At 76.0% G+C, this 25,906-nt stretch carries 31 protein-coding genes; 17 read left to right on the top strand and 14 right to left on the bottom strand.

Features of this window, described 5'->3' with window-relative positions:
- Positions 1 to 2: 2 nt before the first annotated feature.
- Positions 3 to 272 (bottom strand): helix-turn-helix domain-containing protein, encoded by a 270-nt coding sequence (locus tag BM165_RS15625; RefSeq protein WP_075014462.1) that lies wholly within the window; start codon positions 270 to 272, stop codon positions 3 to 5.
- Between the two features lie 24 nt (positions 273 to 296).
- On the opposite strand from BM165_RS15625, the gene map reads away from it, so the two are divergent.
- Positions 297 to 1,091 (top strand): type I methionyl aminopeptidase, encoded by a 795-nt coding sequence (gene map / locus BM165_RS15620; protein WP_244274260.1) that lies wholly within the window; start codon positions 297 to 299, stop codon positions 1,089 to 1,091.
- Here the strand turns inward: map and BM165_RS15615 are convergent, their stop codons facing one another.
- Together BM165_RS15615 and BM165_RS15610 are read right to left on the bottom strand one after the other, a co-directional pair.
- The gene (locus BM165_RS15615; protein ID WP_075014461.1) at positions 1,092 to 2,246 is read right to left on the bottom strand and encodes a cystathionine gamma-synthase; all 1,155 of its coding nucleotides are present in this window, start codon (positions 2,244 to 2,246) and stop codon (positions 1,092 to 1,094) included.
- On the bottom strand, positions 2,243 to 3,628 hold the full coding sequence (locus BM165_RS15610; protein WP_075014460.1) for a cystathionine beta-synthase: 1,386 nt from the start codon (positions 3,626 to 3,628) through the stop codon (positions 2,243 to 2,245). Before BM165_RS15610 ends, BM165_RS15615 begins: the two co-directional genes overlap by 4 nt.
- Before the next feature lie 93 nt (positions 3,629 to 3,721).
- On the opposite strand from BM165_RS15610, the gene BM165_RS15605 reads away from it, so the two are divergent.
- Both BM165_RS15605 and BM165_RS15600 read left to right on the top strand, forming a co-directional pair.
- On the top strand, positions 3,722 to 4,552 hold the full coding sequence (locus BM165_RS15605) for an alpha/beta fold hydrolase (protein WP_244274259.1): 831 nt from the start codon (positions 3,722 to 3,724) through the stop codon (positions 4,550 to 4,552).
- Positions 4,553 to 4,592: 40 nt separating this feature from the next.
- A complete protein-coding gene (locus BM165_RS15600) occupies positions 4,593 to 5,384 on the top strand; it encodes an aldo/keto reductase (RefSeq protein WP_244274258.1) in 792 nt (263 codons plus the stop codon).
- Between the two features lie 12 nt (positions 5,385 to 5,396).
- On the opposite strand, the gene BM165_RS15595 is transcribed toward BM165_RS15600, so the two are convergent.
- Complete coding sequence (locus tag BM165_RS15595) at positions 5,397 to 5,957, bottom strand: hypothetical protein (protein ID WP_075014459.1); 561 nt, start codon at positions 5,955 to 5,957, stop codon at positions 5,397 to 5,399.
- A 99-nt stretch (positions 5,958 to 6,056) separates the two neighbouring features.
- On the opposite strand from BM165_RS15595, the gene BM165_RS15590 reads away from it, so the two are divergent.
- The 5 genes from BM165_RS15590 to BM165_RS15570 all read left to right on the top strand — a co-directional run bounded on the left by BM165_RS15590 (position 6,057) and on the right by BM165_RS15570 (position 9,930).
- Positions 6,057 to 7,076, top strand: a complete 1,020-nt coding sequence (locus BM165_RS15590) for an aldo/keto reductase (protein ID WP_075014458.1) — start codon at positions 6,057 to 6,059, stop codon at positions 7,074 to 7,076.
- The gene (locus BM165_RS15585; protein WP_143108182.1) at positions 7,073 to 7,858 is read left to right on the top strand and encodes an alpha/beta fold hydrolase; all 786 of its coding nucleotides are present in this window, start codon (positions 7,073 to 7,075) and stop codon (positions 7,856 to 7,858) included. The genes BM165_RS15590 and BM165_RS15585 overlap by 4 nt, the downstream gene beginning before the upstream one ends.
- The gene (locus tag BM165_RS15580) at positions 7,855 to 8,304 is read left to right on the top strand and encodes an XdhC family protein (RefSeq protein WP_075014457.1); all 450 of its coding nucleotides are present in this window, start codon (positions 7,855 to 7,857) and stop codon (positions 8,302 to 8,304) included. Before BM165_RS15585 ends, BM165_RS15580 begins: the two co-directional genes overlap by 4 nt.
- 2 nt (positions 8,305 to 8,306) lie before the next feature.
- Positions 8,307 to 9,650, top strand: coding sequence for an FGGY family carbohydrate kinase (locus tag BM165_RS15575; RefSeq protein ID WP_075014456.1), 1,344 nt, complete (start codon positions 8,307 to 8,309; stop codon positions 9,648 to 9,650).
- 85 nt (positions 9,651 to 9,735) lie between these two features.
- Positions 9,736 to 9,930, top strand: coding sequence for a hypothetical protein (locus BM165_RS15570; protein ID WP_075014455.1), 195 nt, complete (start codon positions 9,736 to 9,738; stop codon positions 9,928 to 9,930).
- A gap of 41 nt (positions 9,931 to 9,971) precedes the next feature.
- On the opposite strand, the gene hisN is transcribed toward BM165_RS15570, so the two are convergent.
- Together hisN and BM165_RS15560 are read right to left on the bottom strand one after the other, a co-directional pair.
- Positions 9,972 to 10,775, bottom strand: a complete 804-nt coding sequence (hisN, locus tag BM165_RS15565) for a histidinol-phosphatase (RefSeq protein WP_075014454.1) — start codon at positions 10,773 to 10,775, stop codon at positions 9,972 to 9,974.
- Between the two features lie 22 nt (positions 10,776 to 10,797).
- Complete coding sequence (locus BM165_RS15560) at positions 10,798 to 10,974, bottom strand: DUF2795 domain-containing protein (protein ID WP_083427391.1); 177 nt, start codon at positions 10,972 to 10,974, stop codon at positions 10,798 to 10,800.
- Positions 10,975 to 11,028: 54 nt separating this feature from the next.
- On the opposite strand from BM165_RS15560, the gene BM165_RS15555 reads away from it, so the two are divergent.
- Together BM165_RS15555 and BM165_RS15550 are read left to right on the top strand one after the other, a co-directional pair.
- On the top strand, positions 11,029 to 11,574 hold the full coding sequence (locus BM165_RS15555; protein WP_075014452.1) for a DUF2087 domain-containing protein: 546 nt from the start codon (positions 11,029 to 11,031) through the stop codon (positions 11,572 to 11,574).
- A gap of 167 nt (positions 11,575 to 11,741) precedes the next feature.
- A complete protein-coding gene (locus tag BM165_RS15550) occupies positions 11,742 to 12,383 on the top strand; it encodes a hypothetical protein (protein WP_075014451.1) in 642 nt (213 codons plus the stop codon).
- Here BM165_RS15550 and BM165_RS15545 read toward each other — a convergent pair.
- The 4 genes from BM165_RS15545 to BM165_RS15530 all read right to left on the bottom strand — a co-directional run bounded on the left by BM165_RS15545 (position 12,380) and on the right by BM165_RS15530 (position 16,839).
- Positions 12,380 to 12,811, bottom strand: a complete 432-nt coding sequence (locus BM165_RS15545; protein ID WP_075014450.1) for a VOC family protein — start codon at positions 12,809 to 12,811, stop codon at positions 12,380 to 12,382. The two genes, BM165_RS15550 and BM165_RS15545, sit on opposite strands and share 4 nt — an antisense overlap.
- Before the next feature lie 88 nt (positions 12,812 to 12,899).
- Entirely contained in the window at positions 12,900 to 13,823 is a 924-nt protein-coding gene (gene rsgA / locus BM165_RS15540; RefSeq protein WP_244274257.1) for a ribosome small subunit-dependent GTPase A, read from the bottom strand.
- A gap of 92 nt (positions 13,824 to 13,915) precedes the next feature.
- The gene (gene aroA / locus BM165_RS15535; RefSeq protein ID WP_075014449.1) at positions 13,916 to 15,196 is read right to left on the bottom strand and encodes a 3-phosphoshikimate 1-carboxyvinyltransferase; all 1,281 of its coding nucleotides are present in this window, start codon (positions 15,194 to 15,196) and stop codon (positions 13,916 to 13,918) included.
- A gap of 179 nt (positions 15,197 to 15,375) precedes the next feature.
- Positions 15,376 to 16,839 (bottom strand): NAD-dependent succinate-semialdehyde dehydrogenase, encoded by a 1,464-nt coding sequence (locus tag BM165_RS15530; RefSeq protein WP_075014448.1) that lies wholly within the window; start codon positions 16,837 to 16,839, stop codon positions 15,376 to 15,378.
- Positions 16,840 to 16,983: 144 nt separating this feature from the next.
- Here BM165_RS15530 and BM165_RS15525 point away from each other — a divergent pair, with 144 nt between their 5' ends.
- Together BM165_RS15525 and BM165_RS15520 are read left to right on the top strand one after the other, a co-directional pair.
- Positions 16,984 to 17,730, top strand: coding sequence for an SOS response-associated peptidase (locus BM165_RS15525; protein WP_075014447.1), 747 nt, complete (start codon positions 16,984 to 16,986; stop codon positions 17,728 to 17,730).
- Positions 17,731 to 17,816: 86 nt separating this feature from the next.
- Entirely contained in the window at positions 17,817 to 19,295 is a 1,479-nt protein-coding gene (locus BM165_RS15520; RefSeq protein WP_244274256.1) for a fused MFS/spermidine synthase, read from the top strand.
- A 27-nt stretch (positions 19,296 to 19,322) separates the two neighbouring features.
- Here the strand turns inward: BM165_RS15520 and ybaK are convergent, their stop codons facing one another.
- Positions 19,323 to 19,796, bottom strand: coding sequence for a Cys-tRNA(Pro) deacylase (ybaK, locus tag BM165_RS15515; protein WP_075014446.1), 474 nt, complete (start codon positions 19,794 to 19,796; stop codon positions 19,323 to 19,325).
- 233 nt (positions 19,797 to 20,029) lie between these two features.
- Here ybaK and BM165_RS15510 point away from each other — a divergent pair, with 233 nt between their 5' ends.
- Positions 20,030 to 20,731, top strand: coding sequence for a sigma-70 family RNA polymerase sigma factor (locus BM165_RS15510; protein ID WP_075014445.1), 702 nt, complete (start codon positions 20,030 to 20,032; stop codon positions 20,729 to 20,731).
- Between the two features lie 3 nt (positions 20,732 to 20,734).
- Complete coding sequence (gene rsrA, locus BM165_RS15505) at positions 20,735 to 21,073, top strand: mycothiol system anti-sigma-R factor (protein WP_075014444.1); 339 nt, start codon at positions 20,735 to 20,737, stop codon at positions 21,071 to 21,073.
- Positions 21,074 to 21,206: 133 nt separating this feature from the next.
- On the opposite strand, the gene BM165_RS26305 is transcribed toward rsrA, so the two are convergent.
- Entirely contained in the window at positions 21,207 to 21,281 is a 75-nt protein-coding gene (locus BM165_RS26305; protein ID WP_014377707.1) for a 50S ribosomal protein bL37, read from the bottom strand.
- Positions 21,282 to 21,466: 185 nt separating this feature from the next.
- Here BM165_RS26305 and BM165_RS15500 point away from each other — a divergent pair, with 185 nt between their 5' ends.
- Together BM165_RS15500 and BM165_RS15495 are read left to right on the top strand one after the other, a co-directional pair.
- Positions 21,467 to 22,516 carry a biotin carboxylase N-terminal domain-containing protein gene (locus tag BM165_RS15500; protein ID WP_075014443.1) on the top strand — a complete coding sequence of 350 codons (1,050 nt, stop codon included), beginning with the start codon at positions 21,467 to 21,469 and terminating at the stop codon, positions 22,514 to 22,516.
- Positions 22,517 to 22,575: 59 nt separating this feature from the next.
- Complete coding sequence (locus BM165_RS15495) at positions 22,576 to 22,800, top strand: biotin/lipoyl-binding carrier protein (RefSeq protein ID WP_075014442.1); 225 nt, start codon at positions 22,576 to 22,578, stop codon at positions 22,798 to 22,800.
- A gap of 9 nt (positions 22,801 to 22,809) precedes the next feature.
- Here the strand turns inward: BM165_RS15495 and BM165_RS15490 are convergent, their stop codons facing one another.
- Positions 22,810 to 23,640, bottom strand: coding sequence for an esterase/lipase family protein (locus tag BM165_RS15490; protein ID WP_083427390.1), 831 nt, complete (start codon positions 23,638 to 23,640; stop codon positions 22,810 to 22,812).
- Positions 23,641 to 23,800: 160 nt separating this feature from the next.
- Between BM165_RS15490 and BM165_RS15485 the strand changes: the two genes are divergently transcribed.
- Complete coding sequence (locus tag BM165_RS15485) at positions 23,801 to 25,360, top strand: WS/DGAT/MGAT family O-acyltransferase (protein WP_075014441.1); 1,560 nt, start codon at positions 23,801 to 23,803, stop codon at positions 25,358 to 25,360.
- Between the two features lie 11 nt (positions 25,361 to 25,371).
- Here BM165_RS15485 and BM165_RS15480 read toward each other — a convergent pair whose 3' ends face one another.
- Positions 25,372 to 25,872 (bottom strand): GNAT family N-acetyltransferase, encoded by a 501-nt coding sequence (locus BM165_RS15480; protein ID WP_075014440.1) that lies wholly within the window; start codon positions 25,870 to 25,872, stop codon positions 25,372 to 25,374.
- Between the last annotated feature and the right edge of the window lie 34 nt (positions 25,873 to 25,906).

Below are 25,906 nucleotides of genomic sequence, written 5' to 3'. Positions count from 1 at the left end.
CCTCAGGCCGAGAGGGCCGTCCCGTCGCCCGGTGCGGCGAGGTCGGCGGCCAGCTCGTCGAGCGGCAGGGCCAGCGCGCGGGCGAGCGCGGCCACGGTGAAGAACGCCGGCGTCGGCACCCGGCCGGACTCGATCTTGCGCAGCGCCTCGAGGCTGACCCCGGACGCCGTCGCGACCTCGGCAGGGGGGCGCGCCCCGCGGGCCGCGCGCAGCAGGGCGCCCAGCCGGCGGCCGCGCTCGCGAGCCTCGGGGCTCAGCGGTGGGCGGACCATGGCGTGATACTAATACCGGGATATGTGTACCGTCCCGAGGAGATCGCCGTGATCGAGCTGCGCACCCCCGGCGAGCTGGACGCCATGCGGGCCGCCGGCGCCGTGGTGGCCGACATGCTGGCCGCCGTCCGGGCCGCGGCGGCGCCCGGCGTCCGGCTGACCCAGCTCGACCAGGTGGCCCGCGACGTCCTCGCCGACGCCGGCGCGACCTCGCCCTTCCTCGGCTACGCCCCGCTCGCCACCACCCCGCCCTTCCCGGGAGTGGTTTGCCTGTCGGTCAACGACGTGGCGCTGCACGGCATCCCGACCCCGCAGCAGCTCGAGGACGGCGACCTGCTCAGCGTCGACGCCGGCGCCGTCCTCGACGGCTGGGTGGGCGACGCCGCCGTCACCTTCCCGGTCGGCACGCCCCGGCCGGAGGACCTGGCGCTGATGGCCACCACGGAGCGGGCGCTGGCGGCCGGCATCGCGGCGGCCGTCATCGGCAACCGGGTGGGTGACGTCTCCGCGGCGATCGGCGCGGTGGGCCGGGCGGGCGGGTGCGGCATCAACACCGACCAGGGCGGTCACGGGGTGGGCCGCAGCATGCACGAGGCGCCGTCCGTGCCCAACGAGGGCAGGCCCGGCCGCGGGGTGCCGCTGCGGCCGGGCCTGGTCATCGCGATCGAGCCGTGGTTCCTCGCCGGCGGGGACGACGACTACCGGGTCGACGCCGACGGGTGGACGCTGCGCAGCGCCGACGGCAGCCGGGCCGCCCACGTCGAGCACACCGTCGCGGTCACCGACGACGGTCCCCGGATCCTGACGCTGCCCCGGTGATCAACTCATCGCCTGGTCGAGGTCGGCGAGCAGGTCGTCGACGTCCTCGATGCCCACCGACAGCCGCACCAGGTCGGCCGGCACCTCCAGCGGCGAGCCGGCCGCGCTGGCGTGGGTCATCCGGTGCGGGTGCTCGATGAGCGACTCGACGCCGCCGAGGGACTCGGCCAGCGTGAACAGCTGCGCCCGCTCGCACACCCGCAGCGCCGCCTCCTCGCCGGCGGCCAGCCGGAACGACAGCATCCCGCCGAAGCCGGACATCTGCTTCGCCGCGATGTCGTGGCCCGGGTGGTCGGGCAGGCCGGGGTAGAGCACCTGCGAGACGGCCGGGTGCCCGATCAGGTACTCCGCGATCCGGCCCGCGTTGTCCTGGTGGCGGTCCATGCGCACGCCCAGGGTCTTGATGCCGCGGATGACCAGCCAGTCCGACAGGGGCCCGGAGACCGCGCCCATGGCGTTCTGGTGGTACGCGAGCTGCTCGGCCAGCTCCGCCTCGCGGACCACCAGCGCGCCGCCCACGACGTCGGAGTGCCCGCCGAGGTACTTCGTCGTCGAGTGCACGACGACGTCGGCGCCGAGGGTCAGCGGCCGCTGCAGGTAGGGGCTGGCGAACGTGTTGTCGACGACCAGGATCGCGCCCGCCTCGTGCGCGACCTCCGCGGTGAGCGCGATGTCGGCGATGTTGAGCAACGGGTTGGTCGGCGTCTCGCACCAGACCACCCGCGTGCTGCCGGACCGGATGGCCGCGCGCAGGGCGTCGGGGTCGTTGAGGTCGGCCGGGGTGTGCTCGACGCCCCAGCGCGACATGACCCTCGAGATGAGCCGGTAGGTGCCGCCGTAGGCGTCCCCGCCCAGGACGACGTGGCTGCCGGGCTCGCACACGGTGCGCAGCAGGGTGTCCTCGGCGGCCAGCCCGGAGGCGAAGGCCAGCCCCGCGACGCCCTCCTCGAGCGAGGCGAGCAGCTCCTGCAGCGCGGCGCGGGTGGGGTTGCCGCTGCGGGCGTACTCGTAGCCGTCGCGGAGCCCGCCGACGCCGTCCTGCTTGAACGTGGTGGCCAGGTGCAGCGGGACGACGACGTCCCCGGTGGCCGGGTTCGGCTCCTGCCCGGCGTGGATGGCGCGGGTGTCGAAGCCCTGCGCTCCGGAGCCGCTCACCGGGTCACCCCCGCCAGGTGGCCGAGCACGTCCTGGCGGGTGACGACGCCGGCGGGCTTGCCGTCGACGTGCACCACGAGGGCGTCGGCGTCACCGAACTCCGCGACCGCGGCGCTCACCGGCTCGCCGGAACCGATGATCGGCAGCGGCGCCGACATGTGCTTCTCCACCCGGTCCGACAGCGCCGCCCGGCCGGCGAACAGCGCGTCGAGCAGCACCTTCTCGTCGACCGAGCCGACGACCTCGCCGGCGGTCACCGGCGGCTCGGCCTTGACGACCGGCAGCTGGCTGACGCCGTACTCGCGCAGGATGTCGATGGCGTCGCGGACGGTCTCGTTGGGGTGGGTGTGCACCAGCTCCGGCGTCGCGCCGCCCTTGGTGGCGAGCAGTTCTCCGACGGTCTCGCCGCTGCCGGTCACGTCCAGGAAGCCGTAGTCGGCCATCCACTGGTCGTTGAAGATCTTGTTGAGGTAGCCGCGGCCGCCGTCGGGCAGCAGCACCACGACGACGTCGTCCCTGCCCAGCTTCTCGGCGGCCCGCAGGGCACCGGCGACGGCCATCCCGCAGGAGCCGCCGACCAGCAGCCCCTCCTCGCGGGCCAGCCGCCGCGTCATGGCGAAGGAGTCGCCGTCGGACACCGGCACGATCTCGTCGGCGATGCCGCGGTCGTAGGCCTCGGGCCAGAAGTCCTCGCCGACGCCCTCGACGAGGTAGGGGCGGCCGGTGCCGCCGGAGTAGACCGAGCCCTCGGGGTCGACGCCGACGACGCGCACGCGGCCGCCGGAGGCCTCCTTGAGGTAGCGGCCGATGCCGCTGATCGTGCCGCCGGTGCCGACGCCGGTGACGAAGCAGGTCACCTTCCCCTCGGTGTGCTCCCAGATCTCCGGGCCGGTGGTCTCGTAGTGCGACCGCGGGTTGGCCGGGTTGGCGTACTGGTCGGGCTTCCAGCCGCCGGGGGTCTCGCGGGCCAGCCGGTCGGAGACGGAGTAGTAGGAGCGCGGGTCCAGCGGGTCGACGGCGGTGGGGCAGACGTGCACCTCGGCCCCGTAGGCCTTCAGCACGTTGATCTTGTCCTGGCTGACCTTGTCGGGGCAGACGAAGATGCACCGGTAGCCGCGCTGCTGGGCGACCAGCGCCAGGCCGATGCCGGTGTTGCCGCTGGTGGGCTCGACGATCGTCCCGCCGGGCTCGAGCTCCCCGCTGGCCTCGGCGTCGTCGACCATGCGCACGGCGATGCGGTCCTTCACCGAGCCGCCGGGGTTGAGGTACTCGACCTTGGCCAGGACCAGGGGGGCGTCCGGCCCGAGGTCGCGGGTCACCCGCGACAGCCGCACCAGCGGCGTGCCGCCGATCAGGTCGACGACGGACTCGGCGTACTGCACTGAGGACCTCCTCGGCGGCGCCCCGGGCGGGCGCTCGCGTCTCCATCCCACCACCCACGATGAGTTCGGGGCGGTCCCCCCGTCATACCCCGCATGACGACGTACGACATGGCGACGACGGACCTGCGGGTCGACGAGGGCTACGTGCCGGTCACGGGGGGCGTGCGGATGTACTGGCGCAGCCTGGGGGAGGGCGGCACCCCGCTGGTCGTCGTCCACGGCGGGTTCGGGGACGCGCGGATGTTCGGCGAGGTGCTCGACCGGCTGGCCGCGGGACGGCGGGTGGTCGCCGTCGAGCTGCAGGGGCACGGGCACACCGCCGACGTCGACCGGCCGTTCTCCTGGGACGCGTTCGCCGACGACGTCGCCGCGCTGGTGCGCCACCTCGACCTCGGCCCGGCCGACCTGATGGGCTACTCCCTCGGCGGCGGCGTCGTGCTGCGCACGGCGATGCGGCACCCGGAGGTGGCGCGGCGGCTGGTCGTCGTCGCCGCACCGTGCCGCCGCGACGGGTGGCTGCCCGACGTCCTGGCCGGGATGGCCGGCGTCACCAGCGCCGGGTTCGAGTGGATGCGACAGTCGCCGCCGTACGCGGCCTACGCCGCCGTCGCCCCGGACGTCGACGCCTTCCCCGCCCTGATGGACAAGACCGGCGACCTGATCCGCGCGCCGTACGACTGGAGCGAGGAGGTGCGGGCGCTCGCCGCGCCGGTCCAGCTGGTCTACGGCGACGGCGACGGCGTGCCGCCGGCCCACGCGGCTGAGTTCTTCGCGCTGCTCGGCGGTGGGCTGCGCGACCCCGGGTGGGACGGCTCCGGCGGGCGCCCGGCGTCGCGGCTGGCGATCCTGCCCGGGCGCACGCACTACGACGTGTTCGCCGCTCCCGAGCTGGCCCCGCTGGTCGACGGGTTCCTGCGCTCCTGAGGCGGGTGTCGGCCCCGCCGGGCGCGGGCAGGGCAGCGGCATGACCGACGCCGTACCCGGAGCCCTCCCCGCGGCCGCGCTCGACGGGGGCGGCGCCATGCCGCTGCTCGGGTTCGGCACCTGGCAGATGACCGGCGCGACCTGCTACGACGCCGTCCGGACCGCACTGGACGCCGGCTACCGGCACCTGGACACCGCGACGATGTACCGCAACGAGGCCGAGGTCGGCCGCGCGCTGCGCGACTCCGGGATCGACCGCGACGAGGTCTTCGTGACCACCAAGCTGCCGCCCCGCGAGGCCGGCCGCGCCGAGCGGACCCTGTCCGCGTCGCTGGACGCGCTCGGCCTCGACGCCGTCGACCTGTGGCTGGTGCACTGGCCGCCCGGAGGGGCGGGGGAGGGCCTGTGGGAGCGGTTCGTCGCCGCCCGCGAGGCCGGGCGGGCCCGGGCGATCGGGGTGAGCAACTACTCCCTCGACCAGGTCGACCGGCTCACCCGCGCGACCGGTGTGACGCCGCAGGTCAACCAGGTCAGCTGGGCGCCGGCGCGGTACGACGCCGCCGTGGAGTCCGGGCACCGGGAGCGCAGCGTCGTCCTCGAGGGCTACAGCCCGTTCAAGAACACCGACCTGGGCGACCCGGTGCTGCGCGAGGTCGCCGGCGCGCACGGCGTCACCCCGGCCCAGGTGGTGCTGCGCTGGCACGTCGAGCACGGGGTCGTCGTCATCCCCAAGTCGGCCACGCCGGAGCGGATCCGGGCCAACCGGGAGATCGGCTCCTTCTCCCTGACCGGCGATGAGGTGGCCCGGATCGACGGCCTGGCGCGGGGCTGAGCGCCCCGGCTCTCAGGCCCCCGGCGCCGCCGGCCGCTGCGACTGCGCCGGCGCCGGCTCCGCCGGCTGCGGGGAGTCGGCCGGCTGTCGCGGCGGGACCGGCTTCCGCGGCTGCCCCGCCAGGGCGGACCGGACGTCGACCAGCGGCGCCACCAGGCCCGTCGTCGGCCGGGTCACGGGCGAGAGGTCCGGCGCGGTCCGGCGGGCGCGCCGGGACGCCAGTGCCGTGAGCACGTCCAGCAGCGCGAGGACGGAGGCGCCCACGATCACGGCCTGCAGGCGCTCGTGCCGCTGGCCGCTGCGGTTGCCCAGCGCGACGCCCAGGGCGGTCAGGTCGACGGCGTCGCCGAGGACCCGGGTCCAGGCCCAGCCCGGCCGGCCGGCGAGCAGTCCGGCGGCGTGCGCGAGCTCGCGGGCACCGACGGCGGTGACCACCGGCAGCGCGACGGGAGAGTCGTCGACCCCGGCGAACCGGGCGACGCCCTGGGGGGAGACGAGCATCGTGGTGCCCAGACCGAGGCTGGCCAGGCCGAGCAGGCGGGCCGTGCGGCGGCGCGCGGGACGAGAGCTCACGGGTCCTCCCGGGGAGTCGGTGCCCGGGGCGGCTACCCGGCCTCCCGGCCCGGCAACCGCCTGTGGCGGGCACGGCCGCGCCGGGACGAGGATGCGCACATGACCTCCGCGTCCCCGCCCGTCGGCACCCGCACGCTCGGCCGGGACGGGCTGACCGTCTCGGCGCTCGGCCTGGGCTGCATGGGGATGAGCCAGATGTACGGCGCCGCCGACCGCGACGAGTCGGTGGCGACGCTGCACCGGGCGCTCGACCTCGGCGTCACGTTCCTCGACACCTCCGACGTCTACGGCGACGGGCACAACGAGGAGCTGGTCGGCGATGCGATCCGCGGCCGGCGCGGCGAGGTGCAGCTGGCCACCAAGTTCTCCCTGCGGCGCAACGACCACGGGGGCATGGACATCGACGGGCGGCCGGAGAACGTGCGGGCCTGCGCCGAGGCGAGCCTGCGCCGGCTCGGCGTCGACGTCATCGACCTCTACTACCAGCACCGGGTCGACCCGCGGGTGCCGATCGAGGACACCGTGGGCGCCATGGCCGAGCTCGTCCAGCAGGGGAAGGTCCGCCACCTCGGGCTGTCGGAGGCCTCGGCGGCCTCGGTCCGCCGGGCCGTGGCCGTGCACCCGATCGCCGCGCTGCAGAGCGAGTGGTCGCTGTGGACGCGCGACCTGGAGGGTGAGGTGCTCGGCGTCGCCCGCGAGCACGGGATCGGCGTCGTGCCGTTCAGCCCGCTGGGCCGTGGCTTCCTCACCGGCGCCATCCGCGGCCCCGAGGACTTCGCCGAGGACGACTGGCGGCGCACCCACCCCCGCTTCACCGGCGAGGCGTTCGCGGCGAACCTACGGCTGGTCGACGCCGTCCGCGCCATGGCCGGGGAGCGGGGATGCACCGCCGGTCAGCTCGCACTCGCCTGGGTGCTCGCCCAGGGCGGGGACGTCGTGCCGATCCCGGGCACCAAGCGGCGGTCCTACCTGGAGGAGAACGTGGGCGCGGTCGCGGTCGAGCTGTCCGCGGAGGACCTGCGGCGGCTCGGCGAGATCGCGCCGCCCGGGGTGGCGCAGGGCGGGCGGTACGCCGACTCCTCCTACGCCTACGGCGACAGCCCGGAGCGGGCGGCGTGACCGCTGTCCTGGCGCCCCTGCGGGTGCCCGGTGCCGACGGCGTCTCGGTCGCCGTCCGCCGGTGGGGGGTGCCCGGTGCGCTGCCGCCGGTGTACCTGCAGCACGGCTTCGTCGCCGACACCCGGCTCAACTGGGTCGGCACGGGGACGGTCGGGGTGCTGCTGGCGGCCGGGCGGGAGGTCGTCGGGGTCGACGCCCGCGGGCACGGCAGGTCGGACAAGCCGCACGACCCGGCCGCCTACGGCGAGCGCCGGATGGCCGACGACCTGCGGCGGGTGGCCGACGCCCTCGGCCACGACTCGTTCGACCTGGCCGGCTACTCGATGGGCGCGACGGTCGCGATGCTGGTCGCCGCCGCCGACCGGAGGGTGCGCCGGCTCGTGGTCGGGGGCGTCGGCGCCGCCTTCGTGGAGCGCGGCGGTGCCGAGCGCCACGCCGCCCTGATGGAGCGACTGGCCGCCGCGCTCGAGGCGGCCGACGTCACCGAGGTGCGGGACCCCGCCGTCGTGCTGTTCCGCCGCATGGCCGACGCCCTCGGTGCCGACCGGCGCGCGCTGGCGGCCCACGCCCGCGCGGTGCACGACCGGGACCCCGACCTGGCCGCCGTCACCGCGCCCGCGCTCGTCCTCGCCGGTGACGCCGACCCGCTGGCGGTGCGCCCGGAGGTGCTGGCCGCGGCCATCCCGGGTGCCCGGGTGACCGTCGTCCCCGGTGACCACTCGACCGCGCTCCGGGCGCCGGCCTTCGCCGCGGCGCTCACCGGGTTCCTGGGGGAGCCGTGACCGACCGGGTGCTCGTGGCGGTGTTCGACTCACCGGTGGCCGGCGTCCTGCTGCGGTGGGCGCCGGAGCTCGGCTTCCGCACCGTGCTGGTCGACCCCGACCCCGCCCGCGGCGCCGACGCCACCTCCGTGGCCGACCTCGGGGAGGACCTCTCCGACGCCGACGTCGTGGTGACCGACCACCACCGGCCCGAGCTCGGCGAGGTGGTGCGCGACGCGCTGGCCCGGCCGGTGCGCTGGGTGGGGGTCATGGGCAACCCCCGGCACGAGGGCCCGCACGTGGCGGCGCTGGCCGCCCTCGGCGTCCCGCCGGAGGAGGTGGCCCGGGTGCACCGCCCGATCGGCCTGGACATCGGCTCGCGGGCCCCGGCGGAGATCGCCCTCAGCACGCTGGCCGGGCTGCTCGCCGACCGCAACGGCCGGCCCGGCTCGCCGCACGGGCGCTGACGGTGTCCGCGGTCCTGCTCGGTGCCGACCTCGGCACCAGTGGCCTCAAGCTCGTCGCGCTGGGCGACGACGGCCGGGTCGTCGCCGAGTCCGAGGCCGGCTACGCGGTCGAGCGCCCGCGGGACGGCTGGGCCGAGTGCGCCGTCGGCACCTGGCGGGCGGCGCTGGACGACGCGCTCGCCCGGGTGCTGCCCGCGCTGGGCGGCCGGCCGGTGGCGGGGCTCGGCCTGTCCGGTCAGATGCACGGCACCGTCCTGGTCGACGACGCCGGGGCCGCGCTGGCGCCCGCGGTGCTGTGGCCCGACCGGCGTGCCGCCGCCGAGGTTGCGCGGTGGCGCGCGCTGCCGGCGGCCGACCGCGCGGCGCTGGCCAACCCGCTGGTGCCCGGGATGACCGGGCCGGTGCTCGCCTGGCTGGCCGTCCACCGGCCGGAGCTCGTGGCGCGCGCGGCCGCCGTCCTGCTGCCCAAGGACGCGCTGCGGGCGACCCTGCTGCCGGGCGCCGACCCGCGGGTCACCGACCGCAGCGACGCCTCGGCGACCCTGCTCTGGGACGTCCTCGCCGACGGCTGGTCGGAGGCCGCCCGCGCCGCCGCCGGCGTGCCGGCCGGCCTGCTGCCCGCGGTGCGGCCCTCGGCGGAGGTGGCGGGCACCGCCGTGCTGGGCGGCGCCGAGGTGCCGGTCGTCGTCGGCGGCGCGGACACCCCGCTGGCGGTGCTCGCCGCCGGCACCGGCGGGGCGCTGCAGGTCAACCTCGGCACCGGGGCACAGGTGCTGCGCCCGGCGTGGACGCCCGCGCCGGCCGAGGACCCGGTCGTGCACTGCTACGCCGACACCGGCGACGGCTGGTACGCCATGGCCGCCCTGCAGAACGGCGGCTCGGCGTGGACGTGGGCCGCCGGGGTGCTCGGCCTGACCCCCGCCGACCTGTTCGACCTCGCCGCGACGGCGCAGCCCGGCGCCGGGGGAGCGGTGTTCCGTCCCTTCCTCACCGGCGAGCGCGGCGGGGTCGCCGGTCCCGACGACCGCGCCGCCTGGACCGGGCTGTCGGCCGCCACCACCCGCGCCGACCTGGCCCGCGCCGCCGTGGAGGGCGTGCTCTCGGCCGTGGCCACCGCCGTCGGGCTGCTCGGCGGGGCGCCGCGGGAGCCGGTCGTCCTCACCGGCGGCGGCGGGCGGGTGCCGTTGGTCCGGCAGCTGCTCGCCGACCTCCTGGACCGGCCGGTGACGTACCTGGCGCTGCGCAGCGCGTCCGCCGTCGGCGCGGCCGTGCTGGCCGGGCAGGGCGTCGGCCGGCCGGTGCAGCCGGAACGGGCGCCCTCACCGCCGGTGCTGCCGGGGGGCTGACGGGCACGTGGAACGGCGCCCGCACGGCGACCGTTGATCCCGGTGAGGGCCCGCTCCCGGGCCCCGGCGAGAGGAGGCACCCGACATGGCGTCGGTGTTCGACAAGGTGGCCCAGTTCGCCCGCAGCCCCAAGGGCCAGCAGGCCCTGCGGCAGGTGTCGGCCAAGGCCCAGCGGATGGCCAAGGACCCGAAGACCAAGGCGCGGATCGACGACGCCCGCCGCCGGTTCTCCGGCGGGCGCGGCACGGGCAGCGGCGGCGGGACCACTCCCGCGGCATGAGGCGGGGGCGTCCCTCCCCGCGGTGGGGGGAGGGACGCCCCTCAGGCCGGGTCGGGCAGGCGCAGGTGCGCCAGCGCGGCGTCGTGCACCAGTCCGTTGGTGGCCAGCGCGCTGCCCCCCGCCGGCCCGGGCGCGCCGGTGAGGTCGGTGAACCGGCCGCCGGCCTCGCGCACGATGACGTCGAGGGCGGCGAGGTCCCACAGCGACACCTCCGGCTCGCAGGCGACGTCGACCGCGCCCTCGGCCAGCAGCACGTAGCTCCAGAAGTCGCCGTAGGCGCGGGTCCGCCAGGCCGCGCGGGTGAGGTCGAGGAAGCCGTCGAGCAGGCCGCGCTCCTCCCACCCCGACAGGCTGGAGTAGGACAGGCTCGCGTCGCCCAGGTCGGAGACCCCCGACACGCGGCAGCGGGTGGCCGACTCCAGGCGCCGGCCGGTCCACGCGCCGACGTCCTTGGCGGCCCACCAGCGGCGGTTGAGCGCCGGCGCGGAGACCAGCCCGACGACCGCCTCGTCGCCGTCGAACAGCGCGATGAGCGTCGCCCAGACGGGCACGCCGCGGACGAAGTTCTTCGTCCCGTCGATGGGGTCGAGCACCCAGCGCCGCGGGCCGTGCCCGGTCACGCCGAACTCCTCGCCGAGCACCGCGTCGCGCGTGCGGGCCCGGGAGAGGGTGATCCGCAGCTGCTCCTCGACCGCGCGGTCGGCGTCGGTGACCGGCGTCAGGTCGGGCTTGGTCTCGACCTGCAGGTCGAGGGCCCGGAAGCGCTCCATGCTGATCGAGTCCGCCTGGTCGGCGAGCACGTGCGCGAGGTGCATGTCCCCCGTGAAGTCCCGGCCCGGTGTCATGGGCACCGAACCTAGCCGGGCGTCAGTCGAAGACGGCGGCACTCACGCCGCTGGGGCCCTCGTACTCCCGGTCGTCGATCTTCCCGAGCGCGTCGAGCACCTCCTCGTCGCTGCCCTTGGCGTGCTCGAGGATCTGCTCCTTGCTGGCCGGGTAGTCCATGCCCTTGAGTGCCTTCTGGATGTCGATGGGGCTCACCATGCGCCTCCGCCTACCCCCGCCCACGTGCGTCGATGCGCGGATACCGTCGCTGGCGTGCACGCGGCGACGATCGTGGGGCTGCTGGCCGACCCCACCCGGCTGAAGGTGGTGTCCGCGCTCGCCCTGGGAGCCGGGACGATCGAGGAGGTCGCCGCCGCGGCCGGGCTGCCGCTCAAGGACGTCGCGCTGGCCGCCCGCCGGCTGGCGCGTGCGGGCCTGGTGCGCCGTGACGGGCACACCCTCGAGCTGCTGACCGAGCGGTTCCGCGCCGCCGCGCGGGCTGCCGCGGAGTCGGCGCCGGCACCCGAGCCGCTGTCGGACGACCCCACCGAGTCCGCCGTCCTGGCCGCCTTCATCCGCGACGGGCGGCTGACCACCGTCCCCGCCCAGCGGGGCAAGCGGCGGGTGGTGCTGGAGCACGTGGTGCGGGTCTTCGACGTCGGAGTGCGCTACCCCGAGCGGGAGGTCAACGCGCTGCTGGCCGTCTGGCACCCCGACACCGCGGCGCTGCGCCGGTACCTGGTCGACGAGGGGTTGCTCTCCCGCGAGGCCGGGCTGTACTGGCGGACCGGCGGCTGGGTCGACGTCGACGGGAGGTGACCGACCGGGTGCTCCCGCGCTCGGTCGTGCTCTGCCTGCAGCTGTGTGCAGAGCACGAGCGTCCGCGGGACCACGTCCGCCCTGCTCCCCTCGAGCTCTGCGTGCGTGTGTGGGCAGAGCACGACTACCCGGGAGACAGGGGACCGGGCCCGGCCCACACTGCGGGGGTGCCCGACGCCGACGACCTCCGCGCGCTCGCCCGGTCCTCGCCGCAGCGCTGGACGACGCTGCGGTTCACCGAGCGCCGGCGCGCCGGGTGGTCGTGGTCCGGGCCGGTCCGCGCGTGGCTGCGCCGGCCCGACCTGCTGCGGGTGGTGGACGCCGCCGGCCGGCCGCACGTCGTCCGGGAGACCGGCGCGGACCACGACCCGATGTGGCAGGACTACCGGTGGGTCGCGGAGCTGCGGCCGGCCGAGCTCGCCGACGGGCTCGACCCGGACACCGGGGAGCCGGGGGGCGATCCGCTGGAGGTCGACTCGGTCCGGGAGGTCGAGCACGCGGGCCGGCCGTCCTGGGAGGCGCTGGTCGTGCCCACCGACCGGTACGAGCCGCGGTGCGCCTGCTGCCCGCTGCTGCGCAGTCGGCGGATCGACGACCTGGAGTGGGGCCCCGGCTCCTTCCCCGACGCCGTGTACCCGACCGCGCACCTGGTCCGCCTCGACGCGGCGACCGGCGTCTGCGTGTGGGCCGAGGCGCTCGACGGCACCTTCGCCGGCGACACCCACGACCTGCGCATCGAGGCGGTCGACGAGCCGATGGGCGACGACCTGTTCCGCCGCGCCCGCCGCCAGGGCGCGGTCCGCGGCTAGGACAGCCGCACGGTCCCGTCGGGGCCGACCGACCAGCCGGGGTTGTGCGCGACCTCCCAGACGACGCCGTTCGGGTCGCGCACCAGCGCGTGGAAGACGCCGCCGAACGCGCCCTCCTCCGGCGCGGTGAGCACCGTGCCGCCGGCCGCGGCCATCCGGCCGGTGAGCGCGGTGACGGCGTCCCGGTCGGCCACGTCGTGCGCGAGCGTCACGCCCGACACCTCCGGCCGCGCGGGGCCGGTGCCGAGGTCGCGGGCGAAGCTGCCCGCCTCGAAGAACGCCAGCACCGTGCCCGGCGCCACCTGGAAGAAGACGATCTCGCCGGGGACGTCGAGCAGTGGCGTCCAGCCGAGGCCGTCGACGTAGAAGCGCCGGGCCGCGTCGAGGTCCGCGGTCGCCAGGGTCAGGAAGTGGACCTGCTGCTCCATGGAGAACCTCTTCCGTCTCGATCGTCGGCCTGCCTGCAGGGTCCCGCCGCGAGCCTGCGAGCGGTGGGGGGGCAGGAGGGTCCTTCCCCTAGTGGCCGGGGGCGGTCTGGCCGACGGCGCCGAGCAGCCGCCGCACGCTGGCCAGCCGCTCCGCGCGGTTCGACGGCCCGCTCGCGGCCCACGCGTCGAGCGCGCAGTCGGGGTCGTCGGCGGAGTGCCCGCACCCGGGCGGGCAGTCGGCGGCGGCCTCGGCCAGGTCGTCGAATGCGGCGACGACGTCGTCGGCGGTGACGTGCGCGAGCCCCAGCGAGCGGATGCCCGGGGTGTCGATGACGGTGCCGCCGCCGGGCAGGTCGAACAGCACCGCCGACGACGAGGTGTGCCGCCCCTTGCCGATCTTGTTGACGTCGCCGGTGGCCCGGTCGGCCTCGGGCACCAGCCGGTTGACCAGCGTCGACTTGCCCACGCCGGACTGCCCCACGAAGACGCTGGTGCGCCCCCCGATGCGCTCGAGCAGCGGCTCCAGCGCCGCCTCCCGCGACATCGGCACCGCGTCGACGTCGAGCCCGGCGTAGCGGTCCAGCAGCGGCTGCGGGCTGGCCAGGTCGGTCTTGGTGAGGCAGAACAGTGGCTGCAGGCCACCGGCGAAGGCCGCGACCAGGCAGCGGTCGAGGAAGCCCAGCGCCGGCTCGGGGTCGGTCACCGAGGTGACGACGACGAGCAGCTCGGCGTTGGCGACCACCACCCGTTCGGTGGGGTCGGTGTCGTCGGCGGTGCGCCGCAGCGACGTCGTCCGCTCCTCGATGACGACGATCCGGGCCAGCGTGTCGGGCCGGCCGGTGGTGTCGCCGACCAGGCGCACCTGGTCCCCGACGACGACGCCGTGCCGGCCGAGCTCGCGGGCGCGCATCGCCGTGACCTCCACCGGCGCGCCGCCCGGCCCCTCGACCCGCACGGTCATCCGCCCGCGGTCGACGGCGACCACGAGACCCGGGACGGCGTCGCTGTGCACCGGGCGCGTGCGGGTGCGCGGGCGGGAGCCGCGCCGGCTGGGCCGCGTCCGGACGTCGTCCTCGTCCGACCGGCTGTCCAGCCGCCGGGGGCTCAGGAGCCCACCCCGGCGGTGGCGCCGAGCATGCCCGCCCAGCGCTCGCGGAAGTCCGGCAGCGTCTTGGTCACCGCCTCCGGCCCGGACACCCGCACGCCGTCGACGGCCAGGCCGAGGACGGCGGCGGCGTGCACCATGCGGTGGTCGGCGTAGGAGTCGACCAGTGCCGCCCGGCCCGGGCCGGGCGTGACCACCAGCCCGTCGGGCAGCTGCTCGACGCGGGCCCCGACGGCGGTGAGCACCTCGTCGAGGGCCTGCAGCCGGTCGGTCTCGTGCCCGCGCAGGTGACCGATGCCGGTGAGCCGGGACGGGCCGTCGGCCAGCGCGCACAGCGCCGCGAGCACCGGGGTCAGCTCGCCGACGTCGCCGAGGTCGGCCACCAGGGGGGCGATCCGGCCGGTGCCGGTGACCCGCAGCCCGTCGGGGGTGTGCTCGACCTCGGCGCCCATCCCCGACAGGAGCCGGTCCAGCTGCGCTCCGGGCTGGGTGGTCTCCGCCGGCCAGTCGGGCACGGTGACCCGGCCGCCGGTGACCAGCGCCGCGGCGAGGAACGGCGCGGCGTTGGACAGGTCGGGCTCGACGACGCGGTCGCGCGCCGCGACCGGCCCGGGGGCGACCCGCCAGCCGCGGTCGGTGGCCTCGACCCGCACGCCGTGCTCGCGCAGCGCGGCGACGGTCATCTCCACGTGCGGCATCGAGGGCACGCCGCCGGCGAGGGCCAGGTCGACGCCGTCGCCGAACCGGGCGGCGGCCAGCAGGATCCCGGAGACGATCTGCGAGGACTCGCTCGCGTCGACGGTGACCGCGCCGCCGCGGACCGCCCCGGTGCCGTGCACGGTGAACGGCGCCCGGCCGCGGCCGCCGTCGTCGACCTCGACCCCGAGGTCGCGCAGCGCGGCGACCAGCCCGGCGTTGGGGCGCTCGCGCAGCCGCGGGTCGCCGTCGACCCGCACCGGGCCGGTGGCCAGCGCGGCGACCGGCGGCAGGAACCGCAGCACCGTGCCGGCCAGCCCGGCGTCGACCTCGGCCGGACCGCGCAGCTCGCCGGGGGTGACCAGCCAGTCGTCACCGTCCTCGTCGATCCGCACGCCGAGCGCCCGCAGCCCGGCGGCCATGAGGTCGGTGTCGCGCGCCCGCAGCGGACGCACGACGCGGCCGGGACCGTCGGCCAGCGCGGCCAGCACCAGCGCCCGCGCGGTGATCGACTTCGAGCCGGGCAGCGGGACGACGGCGTCTACGGGGGCGGTGCGGTGCGGCGTCGTCCAGACCTGGCTCACGTGACCTCCTCGCTGGCGCTCGTCGGTCACGTGAGCGCGGCTGCTCTGTCCTCGGGCGAGCTCGCGAGCTCGCCCGCGCAGCCCATCCTGCCCGCTCCGGACGGGTGACGTGCTGGAGAGGCCCCGCCGCAGGGCCCCGCCACGAGCGTGCGAGTGGCGGGGGGCGGCGGGGTCCTTCGTCAGCCGCCGACCGGGCGGTCGGCCTTCTTCACCGGGACGGTGCGCACCAGCCGCCGGTTGGCGAACTCGAACATCGCCAGCTCCGAGAGCTCGCGGCCGTAGCCCGAGCGCTTGATGCCGCCGAAGGGCAGCTCGGGGGAGGAGCCGGTGGGCTGGTTGATCCACACCATCCCGGCCTCGAGCCGGTCGGCCACCGCCCGCGCGCGGTCGAGGTCGCTGCTCATGACGGTGGCGCCGAGGCCGAAGTCGCTGTCGTTGGCCAGCGCGACCGCCTCGTCGGCGTCCTTGACCTTGTAGACGACGGCCGCGGGGCCGAACAGCTCCTCGCGGTAGGCCCGCATCTCCGGGGTGACGTCGGTGAGGATGGTGGCCTCGACGAAGGCGCCCGGCTGGTCGGGCCGCTTCCCGCCGGCGACGACGGTGGCGCCCTTGTCGACGGCGTCCTGGATCTGCGCGTGCAGGTCCTGCGCCGCCCGCTCGCTCGACAGCGGCGCCAGCGACGTCGAGGGGTCCGACGGGTCGCCGGGGGAGAAGGTGGAGAACGCCTGCTTGAGGCCCTCGACGAAGGGCTCGTAGTTCTCCTCGGTGACGATCAGCCGCTTGGAGGCGGTGCAGGCCTGGCCGGTGTTCTGCATCCGACCCATGGTCGCGGCCTTCACCGTGGCGCCGAGGTCCTCGGCGTCGAGCACGATGAACGGGTCGCTGCCGCCGAGCTCGAGCACCGACTTCTTGAGGTACTTGCCCGCCAGGGCCCCGACGGCGCTGCCGGCACGCTCGCTGCCGGTGAGGGTCACGCCCTGGATGCGGGGGTCGGCGATGACCTGCTCGACGTCGTCGATGCGCAGGAAGGTGTTGGTGAACACGCCCTCGGGAGCGCCGGCGTCGGTGAACAGCTGCTCGACGGCCACCGCGCACTGCGGGGTGATCTCGGCGTGCTTGAGGATGACGGTGTTGCCCAGCACCAGGTTCGGGCCGGCCACGCGGACCACCTGGTAGAAGGGGTAGTTCCACGGCTCGATGGCCAGCAGGACGCCGATCGGCCGCGTCTCGATGACCGCCTCGCCCTTGCCCATCAGCGGCGTGATCTGGGTGGGCTCGAGGAAGCCCGGGCCGTTGTCGGCGTAGTACTTGAGGATCATCGAGCAGAGGTAGAGCTCGCCCGTGGCCTCCTCCTGCCGCTTGCCCATCTCGGTGGTGATGAGCCGGGCGAGGTCGTCGCGGCGCTCGTCCATGAGCTCGGCGGCCCGCCGGACGACGGCGGCGCGCTCCTCGACCGGCCGCAGGCGCCACTCCTGGTAGGCGGCGTGGGCGCGCTCGACGATGCCGTCGATGGCCTCGGTCGGCGTGAAGTCGAACTCCTTCTCGACCTGGCCGGTGAAGGGGTTGACCGTCGCGTAGCGCCGCTCGGCGGACTCGCTCGCGGTCTTCGGCTGCTCGTGCGTGGGGTTCTGGGTCGCGGTCACGGGCGTGATCCTCGTCTCTGGTCGTCGTCGACTCCACCCGGGCCTACCCGTGGCCGCCCGCGCCAGTCACGCCGTCACCGGCCGCCCCTACAGTCGGCAGCGACGGGCCGCCGCCGGGCCCGACGAACGCCGGGAGGACCAGCCGTGTGTGGTCGCTACGCCGCCAGCCGCCGTCCCGAGGACCTCGTGGTCGAGTTCGAGGCCGTGCCGGCCGAGGGCCAGGAGCCGCTCCGGGCCGACTACAACGTCGCGCCCACCAAGGACGTCTACGTGGTCCGCACCAAGCGGGAGCGCGACCCCGAGGGCAGCCCCACCGGCGCCGGGCACCGGGAGCTGCGCGCCGTCCGCTGGGGGCTGGTGCCCTCCTGGGCCAAGGACGTGTCGGTGGGCAACCGGCTGCTCAACGCCCGGGTCGAGTCGCTCACGGAGAAGCCGGCCTTCCGCGCGGCCGCGCGCTCCCGGCGCTGCCTGGTGCCGGCCGACGGCTGGTACGAGTGGCAGAAGAAGCTCGACTCACCCGGCAAGCAGCCCTTCTTCATCACCCCCGCCGACGGCTCGGTGCTGGCCATGGCCGGGCTCTACGAGGTGTGGGGGAAGGGCGAGGACCGGCTCTACACCTGCACGGTCGTCACCGCCCCGGCGGTCGGCGCCCTGGCCGAGGTCCACGACCGGATGCCGCTGGTGCTGCCCCGCGAGCGCTGGGCCGACTGGCTCGACCCGGCCCGCGACGACGTCGAGACACTGGCGCAGCCGACGCCGCCGGAGGTGGTCGAGGCGCTGGAGCTGCGCCCGGTGGGCACCGCGGTCAACAACGTCCGCAACAACGGCGCCGAGCTGCTGACCCGGCTGGAGGGCCCCAGCGCCCCCGCCGACCAGCCGGCGCTCTTCTGAGGAGACCTGCCCTGAGCGAGCGCGCGCCCGCCGTCGAGTCCGCCGTCCCCGCCGGCCCGCCGCCCGCCGCCTCACTACCCGGGTGGGTGGCCTCCGGGGTCACCTTCCTGTCCTCCGGGGCGGTCCTGGTGCTCGAGATCGTCGGTCTGCGGCTCATCGCGCCCTACGTCGGCATCACGCTGCAGACCAACACCGCCGTCATCGGGTTCGCCCTGGCCGCGATCGCGATCGGCGCGTGGGCCGGCGGCGCCGCGGCCGACCGCCACGACCCCCGGCAGCTCATCGCGCCGCTGATGGTGGCCGGCGGCGCGCTGGTGGTCGCCGTCCTGCCGCTGGTGCGCTTCGCCGGGTCGTTCCTGACCGGGGCCGACGCCGGCAGCGTGCTGCTGCTGGCCGCCGTCGCCGTGGTGGTGCCGGCCGCCCTGCTGTCGGCGGTGCCGCCCATGGTGGTGAAGCTCCAGCTGTCCAGCCTGGCCGAGACAGGCGCGGTGGTCGGGCGGCTGTCGGGGATCGGCACGCTCGGCGCGATCGCGGCCACGTTCGTCACCGGCTTCCTGCTCATCGCGGTCTTCCCGAGCAGCGGCATCCTCGTCGGCACCGGCCTGGTCACCGTGGTCGCGGGCAGCGCCGTCTGGGTGCTGCTGCGCCGCTCCGCCGGCCCGGCCGGCCGGCTGCCGGCCGCGCTGCTGCTGCTCGCCGTCGCCGGGTCGCTGCTGGCCGCCGTCGCGCCGACGCCGTGCGAGGAGGAGACCGCCTACCACTGCGCCCGCGTGGTGGCCGACCCCGAGCGGGAGACCGGCCGCGTGCTGGTGCTCGACACGCTGCGGCACAGCTACGTCGACCTCGCCGACCCCACCTACCTCGAGTTCGAGTACGTCCGCGCGATCGCGGCGGTCACCGACGTGCTCGCCCCGCCCGGGGAGCCGCTGTCGGCGCTGCACCTGGGCGGTGGGGGGGTGACCGTGCCGCGCTACCTCGCGGAGGTCCGCCCCGGCACGACCAGCCGGGTGCTCGAGGTCGACCCCGGCGTCGTCGACATCGACCGGCGGCAGCTGGGCCTGGAGACGTCGGCGGACCTCGAGGTGCGCGTGGGTGACGCCCGCGTGGGGCTGGCCGCCGAGCCCCCGGGGGAGCGCGACCTCGTCGTCGGGGACGCCTTCGGCGGGCTGTCGGTGCCCTGGCAGCTGACCACCGTCGAGGCGCTGCGGCTCGTCGACCGGGCGCTCACCGACCAGGGCGTCTACGTCGCCAACCTCATCGACCACCCGCCGCTGGGGTTCGTCCGCGCGGAGCTGGCCACGATGCGGCAGGTGTGGCCGCACGTGCTGCTGCTCGCCCGGTCGCCGGTGCTGGCGGGGGAGGACGGCGGCAACCTGGTCGCCGTCGCATCGTCCCGGCCGCTGGACGAGGCGGTCCTCGCCGGTGCGCTGCTCGCCCAGGACTCCACCTGGCAGGTCGCCTCCTCCGACGAGGTGGCCGCCTTCGCCGGTGACGCGCAGGTGCTCACCGACGACGCCGCGCCGGTCGACCAGCTGCTCACCCCCTACGGCGCCCCCGGCTCCTGAGCCCGGGGCGCGGCACCGGAGTGGACCTCATCGGCCGATCGGGGCGGTGCGCGCACGGGTGAGGCGCACCAGCTCGGTCGGCGGCAGCTCCACCTGCAGTCCGCGGCGGCCGGCGCTCACCAGCACCGTGGCGAACCCCAGGGCCGAATCGTCGACCACGGTCGGCAGCGCCTTGCGCTGGCCGAGCGGGCTGATGCCGCCGAGCACGTAGCCGGTCGTCCGCTCGGCGTCGGCGGGGTCGGCCATCGCCGCCTTCCGCCCGCCCGCCGCGGCGGCCAGCGCCTTGAGGTCGAGGCTCCCGCTCACCGGCACGACCGCGACGGTGAGCGCGCCGTCGACGCGGGTGACGAGCGTCTTGAACACCTGCCGCGGATCGGCGCCCAGCGCGGCCACCGCGGCCTCGCCGTGGCCCTGGTCGCCGGGGTGCTCCGGGTCGTAGGGGTGCAGGGTGTGCTGGACGCGGGCCCGCTCCAGGGCCCGCACCGCGGGGGTCGCCGCCACGGCGGGGCAGCGTAGCGACGTCACCCGCCGGACGCCGCGGAGTTCCGTGACCCGGGGAGCGGAGCCGGGGAATGACCCCGCCGGGGGACGCCGTTGCACGGACCGTGAGCAGCACCGTCTCCAGTGCCCGAACGCGGGCCCCGCGCCGGCGGCCCCCGGGCCGGCCCGACGCCGCGCGACTAGGATCGTCCGAGGTGGCCGCCCGCGTCCGGGCGCCGCAGAGAGGACGGTCGGTGGCTGAGGAGTCCGCGGGCGGGAACCCCGCCGTCGAGCCCGTCGAGACCACGCCGGTCGTGGGGGCTCCCGTGGAGGTGCCCGAGGCCCGCGAGGGCGGCAGCCGGACCGAGGTCGCCGAGACCCGCGCCGAGCGCGACGCCCGCTTCGAGCGGGACGCGCTGCCCTACCTCGACCAGCTCTACCCGGCCGCGCTGCGGATGACCCGCAACCCCGCCGACGCCGAGGACCTGGTCCAGGAGACCTTCGTCAAGGCCTACTCCGCGTTCCACCAGTTCGCCGAGGGCACCAACCTCAAGGCCTGGCTGTACCGGATCCTGACCAACACCTACATCAACAGCTACCGCAAGAAGCAGCGGCAGCCGCAGCAGTACCCCACCGACCAGGTGCAGGACTGGCAGCTCTACGCCGCCGAGGAGCACAGCTCCACCGGGCTGCGGTCGGCCGAGATCGAGGCGCTGGACCACCTGCCGGACTCCGACATCAAGGAGGCTCTGCAGCAGCTGCCCGAGGACTTCCGCCTGGCGGTCTACCTCGCCGACGTCGAGGGCTTCGCCTACAAGGAGATCGCCGAGATCATGGGCACGCCCATCGGCACGGTGATGTCCCGGCTGCACCGCGGCCGGCGGGGTCTGCAGAAGCTGCTGGCCGACTACGCCCGCGAGCGCGGGTTCGTCCGCGCCGGCACCGGTGAGGGGTAGCGCGTGAACGACGGACACGAGCACCCGGCCTCGTGCGACGACGTCCTGTCGCACGTCTTCGAGTTCCTCGACCACGAGACCGACGACGCCCGCCGCGCCGTCATCGCCGAGCACCTCGAGGACTGCTCACCGTGCCTGCGGCAGTTCGGCATCGAGCAGGAGTTCAAGGCGCTGGTACGCCGCCGCTGCGGTGGTGACAAGCCGCCGCTGGGCCTGCGCGACCGGATCAAGCTGCAGCTGACCACCGTCTCCTTCGAGGAGGACGGCACCCACGTGAGCGTCGAGCAGGTGAGCGTCGAGCAGGTGCGCACCGAGGTGGTCCGCACCGACTGGTCGGAGTAGCCGCAGACGACGACGCCCCGTCCCCGGAGTCCGGGGCGGGGCGTCGTGCTGTGTCGGCCCTCTCGCAGGGGCCCGCCGCGAGCGTGCGAGCGCTGGGGTCGTGCTGTGTCGGCCCTGGCAAGAGGGTCCTTGCTCAGGCGTTGGGGCGCTTGCCGTGGTTGGCCTTGTTCCCCTTGCGGGAGCGACGCTTGCGTCCGCGCTTGGACATCGCTGCCCTCCTCTCCTCGTGGTCGGGTGCCGGCGCCCCGGGAGACGCCCGCCGGGTCTGACCCCAGGGTCCCACAGGCGGGGGAGACCGCCCCCGCCGGTGCGGCGGGTGTCGTACGCGGCAGGCACGATGGGGCAGGCCGGGTCGACGGGGACCGGGCTCGGTGGACGGGGAGGACCGGCAGCGTGGCCCAGCACGGGATCGAGAGCGTGCTCGTGGCGGGACGGGGGCCTGCCGCGTGCGCGGTGATCGCGGCCTGCTCCCGGCTCGGCGTCAAGGCGGTCGCCGTCTACTCCGAGGTCGAGCGGTCGGCCCGGCACGTGCGGCTGGCCGACGACGCGGTGCTGCTCGGGCCGGCGCCCGCCACGGAGTCCTACCTCGCCGTCGACCGGATCGTGGAGGCCGCCCGCCGCAGCGGGGCCGGCGCCGTCCTGCCGGTGCCGCCGGCCCTGGCGGGCAACGCCGCCCTCGCCGCCGAGGTGGCCGCCGCCGGGCTGGTCTGGGTCGGCCCGCCGGCCGACGTGCTCGAGCGCCTGGGCGGTGACGGCGTCGAGCCGGCCAGCGAGCACGGCCTGCTCGCGCTGGTCACCGACGACGGCCTGCGGTACCCGACGACGGTGGCGCGCGACCGCGCGGCCGGCATCGCCCGCGTCTCCTGGACCCCCGAGCCCCCCGGTGACGTGCCCGCCGGTGCCGAGCGGCTGGCCGAGGTCGGCTGGCGGGGGCTGGTCACCGTCGGCGTCGACGAGGACGGCGAGCTGGGGGAGGTCGCGGCCGGCTTCTCCCTGGACATGGCGGTGCTCGAGCGCGCGCACCGCGTCGACGCCGTCGACCTCGCACTGGCCGCCGCGGCCGGGCGCCGCGCACCCCGCCGCGTCTCGCGCGAGGAGCACCCGCCCCGGGCCGCCGTCGCGGTGCAGCTGCGGTCGACGCTCGCGCCGGGGACCGCGGGCCGGGTCACCGGCCGGCTGCCCGTGTCGGGACGGCGCAGCGGCGCCACCGGTCAGACGGAGGTGGTCGCGGTCAGCGGCTACGACCCCGGCGACCGGCTCGACCCCTGGTACGACGCGCTGCTGGCCACCGTCAGCGCCGGCGCGGCCGACACCGCCACCGCCGCCCGGGCCGCCGGGGTGGCGCTCGACGGGCTGCCCGAGACCGGCGTCCCGCACGACGGGCCCGAGGTGTGCGCGGTGCTCGGGCGGCTGGCCGCCGGCGACCCCGCGCCCGGCGCGTAGCCGCCCGCCGGCGCCCCGCCGTTTGCTTGGATGGGGTCTCGGGCTCGAGGGGGTGCTGGGTGGCGGTCGAGGAGATCCACGCCGAGATGGTGTCCAGCGTGTGGCGGGTCCTCGTGGCACCGGGGACCGAGGTCGCCGCGGGGGACACCCTGGTGATCCTCGAGTCGATGAAGATGGAGATCCCCGTGCTCACCGAGCGCGCCGGCGTCGTGCAGGAGCTGCACGTCGTCGAGGGCGAGGTGCTCCAGGAGGGCGACCTGATCGCCACCGTCGCCGACGCCTGAGCGACGGCCTCAGCCGGCTCCGGCGGAGCTCGCCGTGGTCCGTCCGCCCAGCGCGGCCAGCCGCTCCCCGAGCAGCGCGTAGACCTGCGGGTGGACGCTCATGCCGACGTGGCTCGAGTCGATCTCGATGTTCTCGGCGGCCGGGTCCACGCACGCGTGCCAGTCGACCACCCAGTCGCTGCGTGAGTGGACCGAGACGTACGGGACGTGCGCGGGGAACGGCCGGTCCAGCTCCCCGGCGAGCTCGTCGGCGCACGCACCCTGCAGGCAGTCGTCGACGAACAGGCCCGGCACGCCCGCGGTACCGAGGGCGGCGACCAGCCGCACCTGGGCGGCCACGAGCGGGTTGATCGCCGTGTGGTCGACGTTCGGGCTGCCCAGCGTGACGATCCCGCTGACGTGGTCGGGCCGGCGGGCGGCGAGGAGCTTGGCGAACAGCCCGCCGCGGCTCTGGCCGACGATCGCCGCCGGCCGCCCCGTCCGGTCGGTGAGCTCGACCAGACGCCGCTCCAGGCGTTCGACCGCCCGGCGGGTGCAGTCGACGTTGGCGCGGATCCGCGACGTGCAGGTCCGGTAGCCCCGGGCGCGGAGCCAGCTCTCCATCAGCGACAGCGACGGGTCGCCGGCCAGGAAGCCGGGCACGAGCAGGACAGGCAGGCCGCCGCCGTCCGGGACGCCACGACCGCGCCACACGGGGGAGCGCAGCAGCGCGGCCGCCTCACGCCAGGGGCGCTGCACGGCCAGCAGCGCGGCGACCGGGGAGGCACCGAGCCACGGAGGGGCCTCGTCCTCCGGGATCCGGTGGCCGCCAGGGATGCGGGAGGGCGCCGCAGCGCGCATGTCGTGTCCTCGTCTCCGTCGACGACCGGAACGGCGCGGACCCCTTCGTGTAGGCGCCCACCACCTGCACGAGAGTGTGAGGGCTGACACACTCCCGCACACCACGGGGAGCCGGCCCTGCCCGGTCCGGGTTCCCGCCGCCCTGAGGAGGCCAGCGACCGTGAAGCAGCTGTCGGGACTGGACGCGACGTTCCTCCACCTCGAGACGTCCGCGCAGTTCGGTCACGTCTCGAGCCTGTCGATCTACACCCGGCCGGACGATCCCGGCTACCGGCCGTACGACGCGTGGCGGGCACAGCTGCAGCAGCGGCTGCACCTCCTCGAGCCGCTGCGCCGGCGCCTGGCCGAGGTGCCCCTCGGACTGGATCACCCGTACTGGGTGGCCGACCCGGCCTTCGACCTGGACTTCCACGTCCGCCACACGGCCGTCCCGCCACCCGGCACCGACGACCAGCTCGCGGTGCTCGCCGGTCGCCTCGTCTCCCGGCCGCTGGACCGGCGCAAGCCCCTGTGGCTGTCCTACGTCATCGAGGGCCTGGCCGACCGCCGCTTCGCCGTCCTCACGATCGTCCACCACGCCACCATCGACGGAGCGTCGGGCGTCGAACTCATGACCCTGATGCTCGACGACGGCCCCGAGGGCGGCACCGTGCCACCCGAGGCCGACCCCTGGACGCCCGAGCGGCCCCCTGGTGACCTCGAGATGCTCGCGCGCGGCGTGCTCGGCCTCACCCGGAAGCCGGCGCGCGGGGTCCTGCTCGCCGCCCGGACCGCCCGGGAGGTCGGCCGGGCGACGCGCAACCCCGTGCTGGTCCGAGCGGCGAACGACGTCCGGCGGAGCCTGCGTGGACCGCTCGGCACGGTGCTCAACCTCGGGCGCTCCCGCCCCGAGGAGCCCGACCAGCCTCCGCCGCTGCCCAGCGTCCGGCCGCCGCGCACTCCGTTCAACGGGCCCATCACCCCGCACCGGAAGCTCGCCATCCGGTCGACGTCCCTCGACCAGGTGAAGGCCGTGAAGTCAGCGCTGGGCGCCACCGTCAACGACGTCGTCATGGCTGCGTGCGCCGGCGGCCTGCGCACCTGGCTCGACCGGCGCGGGGCCCTGCCCTCGGACCCGCTCGTGGCGCTCGTGCCCGTCTCGGTGCGGACCGGGGAGGAGACCGATCGCTGGACCAACCGCGTGTCGATGCTCTCGGCCGTCCTGCCCACCGACGAGGCCGATCCCGTCCGGCGAGTCCGGCGCGTGCACGAGTCGATGGCCAGCAGCAAGGAGTTGTTCTCCGCGCTCCCCGCGGAACGGCTCACCGACTTCGCCGAGTTCCCGCCACCGGCGGTGTTCGCCCGGGCGATGCGGCTGAGCGCCCGGTTGCGCCTGGGCTCCCGGCTGAGCCCGGGCAACCTGGTGATCTCCAACGTGCCCGGGCCGCGGACGCCGCTGTACGCCGCCGGGGCGCGGCTCGAGCACTACTTCCCGGTCTCCACGATCGTCGAGGGTCAGGGCCTCAACATCACGGTGCAGAGCTACCTCGACCGCCTCGACTGGGGGCTGGTCTCCTGCGCCGAGCTGCTGCCGGACGTCGACGTGCTGCTCCGCGACATCCTCGACGAGCTGGACGCGCTCGCCGCCGCGGCGGGCGTCGGGGCGCCGGAGGCCGGGCGACCCGCTCCCGCTCCCGGGCGCTCCCGATCACGCGGCACCTCGGCGCGGAGCCGCGCCTGACCGGCGGTGCCTCAGAGCTCCAGGACGTAGACCAGCAGGTCGATCCCAGGGCGCGGCGACCAGTCCCGCTCGGGCAGCCGCGTGAAGCCGAGGCGGCCGTAGAGGCGGTGCGCGGCGGTCATCCGCGGGTCGGTGGACAGCACCATCCGCCGCCTGCCCGCCGCGCGGGCGCGGTCCAGGCACTCGCGGACCAGCAGCTCGCCGATCCCCTGGCCTCGGACGGCGGGGTCGACGACGAGCATCCGGAACGCCGCCTCGTCGTCGGAGGCGGTGACCTCCCCGAAGTCGCCGTCGAGCACCAGCGCGACGGCCCCGACGACCCGGCCGTCCCAGCGGGCGACGACCAGCTGCGAGCGGCCAGCCCGGCCCTCGACGTCGGCGAGCTGACCGAGGTACTCGTCGGAGGCCAGCCGCTCGTCGCGGTAGACACCGGCGGTCAGCCCGGCGATCCGCGGCCAGTCGGCGGGGACGGCGTCGTCGACGGTCGGGGGAGCGGGGAGCGGTACGGCCACGGGGGACCAGCCTAGGACGGCGCCGGCCATACGC

Origin of the sequence: Geodermatophilus obscurus (assembly GCF_900115395.1) — a bacterium.
In the GTDB taxonomy this organism is placed as follows: Bacteria; Actinomycetota; Actinomycetes; order Mycobacteriales; family Geodermatophilaceae; genus Geodermatophilus; species Geodermatophilus obscurus_B.
Note: the sequence above shows the minus strand (reverse complement) of the source record. Positions and strands in the feature narration are given on the sequence as shown.